Annotated in this window: 5 protein-coding genes; 1 reads left to right on the forward strand and 4 read right to left on the reverse strand. The window is 35.5% G+C overall.

Annotated features, from left to right (window positions below):
* Positions 1-269 precede the first annotated feature (269 nt).
* The 4 genes from V7137_RS14740 to V7137_RS14755 form a co-directional block, all read right to left on the reverse strand.
* Positions 270-1,022: a WecB/TagA/CpsF family glycosyltransferase gene (locus V7137_RS14740; protein WP_335698789.1), complete on the reverse strand. Its 753-nt coding sequence runs from the start codon at positions 1,020-1,022 to the stop codon at positions 270-272.
* 148 nt (positions 1,023-1,170) lie between these two features.
* Entirely contained in the window at positions 1,171-1,626 is a 456-nt protein-coding gene (locus V7137_RS14745; protein ID WP_335698793.1) for a GNAT family N-acetyltransferase, read from the reverse strand.
* 837 nt (positions 1,627-2,463) lie between these two features.
* A complete protein-coding gene (locus V7137_RS14750; protein WP_335698790.1) occupies positions 2,464-3,468 on the reverse strand; it encodes a tRNA dihydrouridine synthase in 1,005 nt (334 codons plus the stop codon).
* Between the two features lie 630 nt (positions 3,469-4,098).
* Positions 4,099-4,539 (reverse strand): hypothetical protein, encoded by a 441-nt coding sequence (locus V7137_RS14755; protein WP_335698791.1) that lies wholly within the window; start codon positions 4,537-4,539, stop codon positions 4,099-4,101.
* Between the two features lie 421 nt (positions 4,540-4,960).
* Between V7137_RS14755 and V7137_RS14760 the strand changes: the two genes are divergently transcribed.
* Entirely contained in the window at positions 4,961-6,196 is a 1,236-nt protein-coding gene (locus V7137_RS14760; protein ID WP_335698792.1) for an IS110 family transposase, read from the forward strand.
* Positions 6,197-6,225: the final 29 nt, after the last annotated feature.

Below are 6,225 nucleotides of genomic sequence, written 5' to 3' on the forward strand. Positions count from 1 at the left end.
ATCGCCTCCTTATCATCACATTGTTTAATATTCTTTATCAGAATGAATTATTCCTGTAAATATTATTACTTATCTGATGAGATCTTCAACTAAATGGCCCAATTGTTGAACAAAGGTCAAAGCAATCTTCAACTAACCTGGCCCGTTAGTGGAACAAGCAAAAAAAGCTGCCGAAGCAGCCACTAATCTTAAACTCTTGCACCCGTTAGTACAATAAGAAGATGGGATCGCCGCAGCCATCCCATCTTTAACATAATTCCCCTGTTAGTTTAGTTATTCCTAATAATGGATTGATAAATAAATTTAGGAATTGCGGACTGTCTTACCCATCGTGATTTCTGTCCTTTAGCAACAGGCACAGTAATTAACCTATGTAACCATTCCAAGTTTAGTCTCTTCCATAGTTTTGGTGTAGCTTTAACTTTACCGGCAATCACATCTAAACTTCCTCCAACACCAAATACTACTTTAACTTGCGATAAATCTTGCTTATTTTTGAAAATCCATTTATCAGAAAAAGGTGCCCCCATAGCGACTATTAAGATTTCCGGTTTAGACTTTTTAATTGATGAAATTATAAAAGGCTCCTCTTCCCGTGAAAAGAACCCATTATGCCTGCCAGTTATTATAACATTGGGATACAAATGTTTTATTTCCTCAACAGCTTTTTTGTTAGTATACTCATCTGTTCCTAAAAAATAGAAACTCCAACCGTACTTATTTCCCTTTTCTAAAAGGGTATGAAGGAGATCAAACCCCGTTACTCTCTCTGGAATCCGGTTTCTTTTTCTCCTGGATGCTAACACTATCCCAATTCCATCGGGAGTAATTAGATCAGCTTCCTCAATGACTTTTCTAAAATCAATATCCGATTGTGAAGTAATCGCCATCTCTGGATTTACAGTAATTAGATGAAAAAGGTTGGTATTTTCTTTTTGTAATTGTTCCTCTAACATTATAATCGTTTCATTTAGTGTCATTTTAGAAAAAGGTATTCCTAAAATAGTAACTACATTTTCCATATATTCACCATTACCAAATTAATTTTACCAAACTCATTTTACCATAACCATCCATTTTTTTGTTAAACTAACCTGCTTCGTTAGCGAAACAAGAAAAGCCGATAATGGGAGCTGGATCTTGATCTCTTGCAATCGTTAGAAGAGTTTTTTATTGTTGATATGGATTTTTAAGTACCTTTTGCATAAATAGTTCTGGATTATCAATCTGTTCAAAACCGTATTGGTTATATAATGAATGTGCATCATTAGTAGCTAACATAAATCTACGAACTCCCTGTAATTCGGAATGGTTTGTGATAATACCCATTAACCATTTTGATAACCCTAACTTCCGATAATCTGGCAATATAAACACATCACTAAGATAGGCATAAGTTGCTAAATCAGAAATTACCCTTGCAAAACCAACTTGTTCAATAACGTCTTTACCTACTTCACCTTTATAAACTCCAAAACATAACGGAGAATTTTCAATTGCCTTTTTTACTATTTGCTTGGGTATCCCCTTTGACCAGTAGGCTTCTTGACTCAAGTAGGTATGTATTAATGTTAAATCTAAATACTCTTTATTTGTAGAAATTGAAAATCCTTTATTAATCCACATTTCCAAATTAAGTCCCCCCTATTTTTTTGAATCTTCTGCAATAAATTAAACTACAGATTTAAATTTTGTTCAACTAAACTGTCCCATTAGCTCAATAAGAAAACGGGATCGCCTCAGCCATCCCATCTTTAACATAAGTACCCGTTAACTAAATAAATAGTTAAAAAATACATTCCCACAAGTATAATCATTACCACCAATATTCCTAAAAAGAAGGCCCCGTTTATACAATAATAGATGTGTTGCTTATATTTATTAAAACTGCTAATCGAACCATTCTATAAAGAAAAAAGACTACACTCCAAAAACTTGCAACCTTGTGCAACGAAAAAATGGTCAAATCATTTTATCAAATTAAAGTTTAAATAGCCGTTTGAATCATCTTGTTCCACACCAATATCTAACCAATAAATTGAACCTTTATTCTCAGTTTATGGTTTAATAACTAGACTACAACCATCAAGTCCATACCCTATTGGATACCATACAGGAGGATAATCTATATATTTGGGAATAACTCCGTAATATTATTACTAAAGACGCAAAGAAAGACAGTTACTGATACCACTCAAATTACGGAAAAACAGCCTTATCGCTAATGGACAAGGCTGTTACTCTCATACCAATTCAATTTTCGCCACAGCCTCACAATGTGCAGAGTGTATGTGGCAACACAAGGGTGCTGGTGGGTTTATTACATTCTTGAGATCTTTTTCTTTCAGAAAACAGACTTTAACAAATCAAAAGTTGCCGGCTGCAATGGAACTTGAAACTGAATAAAATAAGTACACATGAGTTGATGTGATTCATTTTTTCGCTAACTTTTTGAGAGTTACATCATTTCACTGTCCCCGTCCCATCAACATTCTTTCCAAAGTTATCAAGCAATGCACGCACTTCATCTGTTGATTTCGTGTTCATCAATTGATTTCTTAATTCAGCAGCTCCAGGGAATCCTTTGACATAAATTTTGAAAAAGCGATGAAGCCCTGTGATGGAACGTGGCAGTACTTCCGCATATTGATCTTGAAGATCAAGCTGCAGTCTTAAAAGATCAAGGTATTCTTTACTGCTATGCTCTTTGGGCTCTTTTTCAAAAGCAAAAGGATTTTTAAAAATACCTCGCCCGATCATAACGCCATCAATACCATATTGTTCAGCAAGCTGCAGCCCAGTTTGACGGTCAGGAATGTCTCCATTGATTGTTAGTAACGTATTTGGTGCGATAAGGTCACGTAATTTTTTGATTTCCGGAATCAGCTCCCAATGCGCATCTACTTGGCTCATTTCCCTTCTTGTACGTAAATGAATAGAAAGATTCGCAATATCCTGTTTTAAAATATGCGTTAGCCACTCCTCCCACTCCTGAACCTCCTTATCGCCAAGTCGAGTTTTCACGCTGACAGGAAGTCCGCCCGCTTTTGCTGCTTGAATAAGTTCTGCCGCAACGTCTGGACGCAGAATAAGGCCACTACCTTTCCCTCTCGATGCCACATTCGGTACAGGGCAGCCCATATTAATATCGATGCCTTTAAATCCTAGCTCGGCCATGCCAATACTCATTTGACGGAAATATTCGGGATTATCCCCCCATATATGAGCCACCATTGGCTGTTCATCTTCTGTAAAAGTTAATCGGCCACGCACACTTTTCATGCCCTCTGGATGACAATAGCTATCCGAGTTGGTAAACTCTGTGAAAAATACATCCGGACGGCCGGCTTCACTTACTACGTGACGGAAAACAACATCTGTCACATCTTCCATTGGTGCAAGTACAAAAAATGGCCGTGGTAAATCACGCCAAAAATTATCTATCATTTCAAACTCAAATCCTCTCACTATGGATACAACTTTAAACAATCGGTCAAAAAATATAAAGCCTAATGTTCCACTTCTTCTACACTTATATCATGCTTTATAACTTTTTATCAAACACAAGACATTTGTACAGTTATTATTTGTGAAAAACTATTGTGAAAATCGACAATGTTTATTTTAACGAAAATCGGTCCTGAATGGTATTTTTATAAACAAAAAAGCAGATGGTATAGATTTTTCTATATCAACTGCTTTTCTATTATACCAACTCCAACCACGCGACCGCTTCACAATGTGTGGAGTGTAATTGACAACACAAAAGGGATGTTGGTGGGTTTATCAACATTCTTTGAATTTTTTTTTAAACAAGTACTTGTTCAATAAAAGCACCCGATAGTCACAAAAACTACCTCATATGCTCCAATTTATGTATGCCAGATGTAGCATGCAAATGTACGTTAAAAATGCAAATCCATAATGGAGAACAATGCTGTAGGTTAATCGAGCAATTGAATTCGATACTCACCATAGCATAACCGGGTATTGAACTTTAATCGGGTACCGATACAAAAGTATTTTAGTTCGCTTGTTATGATTAGTGGGTATCACCAAGAAGTAGTACTTGAGGAGTTCTTAAAAGGGTTAAACTTATCATGAATTTAACTTCTTAAATATAAATTTTTTTAGCAACAGTCCTACTGTAATACCAAAAATTATGGCACTGAAAATATGGGAATAATAATCATTTATGGGTCTAATACTAATATACTTGCCTTCTATTATTGCTGTGAATAAAAGTTCACATACTAACCAGGCCAGTAAACTGCACCCAGTAGTTTTAATAACTAAATGGCATGAACCCAACTTTTCAAATATATAGTAGAGTAAGACTGCAAAAACACAACCAACTAAAAAATCTACAATTAATCCTAAGATAAATACAGGCCTATTTAATGTAATAATAAAACTTGCCAATTCATAAATACCAAACTTACCAATGCCAAAATAAGCAAGTAACCTCGAAGCAATCTCTCCTGGTATTGTTGACAGAGCACCTAATAAACCAATTATTATCACCTTATCTTGTATCATAGCATCACTACCTTATTCTTAACGTGGATAAATTTAGTTTTCATATTATATATAATTTTATACGTAATAAAAGAAGACACCTTTTTATTCAAGAAAGGCGCCCGATTGTAGTATATTGAAAAACACGAAATTACTTCAAAAATGGCTCCTTATTTTTTACTAAAGCATCCGTTCGTATTATAAGTTCACCCAGATATTTCTGGTTGACCAATTTTTATTTGGTTTTATTATAACGGTAGCCGGGGTAGAACGTAAGCACCCGTGGGACTTGGATCCCGTCAACTAAACAGTTCGCCCCCTACTTGTAGAAACATGATTGAGGCTGGTTGGGACTATGGATCTCGTATAACAAGCGAAGCTATGATACTGCAAGAAGGAATTAGGGGTACCGGTAATTTTATTTTGGAGGAGGAGATCTAGAATGAATCCAGTCATTGGTCTGGATGTAGCAAAAGGTGAAAGTCAGGTACAAGCTTTCTTGGATAAGAAAAAACCTTACAAAAGTAGTTTTAAAGTATCACACACCCTTGAGGGATTAGATATGTTACATCAATATTTAAGAGAAATTGAGAACTTAACAGGGATTAAACCTCCGATTATTCTGGAAGCTACAGGACATTATCATACACCGGTTGTTCAGTATTTTGAGGACAGAGATTATTTATTAATTATAGTTAATCCGCTCATCTCCTATCGTGCCAAGAGCTCGAATTTACGGAAAGTAAAAACAGATATAATCGATGCAAGTCATCTCTGTGAAATGTACTATAAAGAGGATTTAGAGCCATATAAAAAACGTGGAATTCAACTCTTAAACCTTCGTAATCTAACAAGACAACACGAAAACTTAACAGGAATATTTGTACAAACCAAGCTACAGTTTCAAGCAGTCCTTGATCAGGTTTTTCCTGAGTATAGAGGTGTTTTTTGGGATTTATATTCAGTTGTTTCTTTACTAACTTTATTAGATTATCCTACATCTAACGATGTCTTAGAAGCTGGTGAAGAAACCATAGCAACTAGAATCAAGGATCATTGTAAAAGTCGTTCTCGAAGGTGGGCGGATGAAAAAGCAAAGAAACTTATAGCTGCAGCAGCTCGGAATCCTTTTCAAAAAATCTTATATCAAAGCCAAATTTTAACCTTAAAAATGTATATCAATATGCTTTTAGAATACCAAAAGCACCTATCTACGTTTGAGAATGAGATAGATGCTTTAGCAAAAGAACTTATAGAATATAAGATTATCCAATCAATCCCTGGTATCGGAGAAAAAATCGCGGCAACGATTATTTCTGAAATTGGTGAGATTGATCGGTTTAATCACCCTAAAAAACTTGTAGCATTTGCCGGAATTGACCCTAGTATCTTTGAATCTGGCAGGTTCAAAGGGACCGTAAACAGAATAACAAAAAGAGGGTCAAGTAGGCTACGGCGTGCCTTATATTTGGCGGTTAAATGTGCCATTCGTGATTGTCGTAAAAAGAAAACGACTCAAGAAATCATCCCGCGTAACAAGAGGTTACGAGAGTTCTATGATAAGAAACGTGAAGAAGGCAATCCTTATAAAGTAGCTGTAATAGCCTGTGCGAACAAGCTTATACAATGGATTTATGCAATATTAAAAAGCAACTCAACTTTCCAAGATATAGCTTAAATAATAAATAAAACTAAACAATACAAAAC

It is taken from the genome of Neobacillus drentensis, assembly GCF_036962765.1.
Taxonomy (GTDB): domain Bacteria; phylum Bacillota; class Bacilli; order Bacillales; family Cytobacillaceae; genus Neobacillus; species Neobacillus drentensis_C.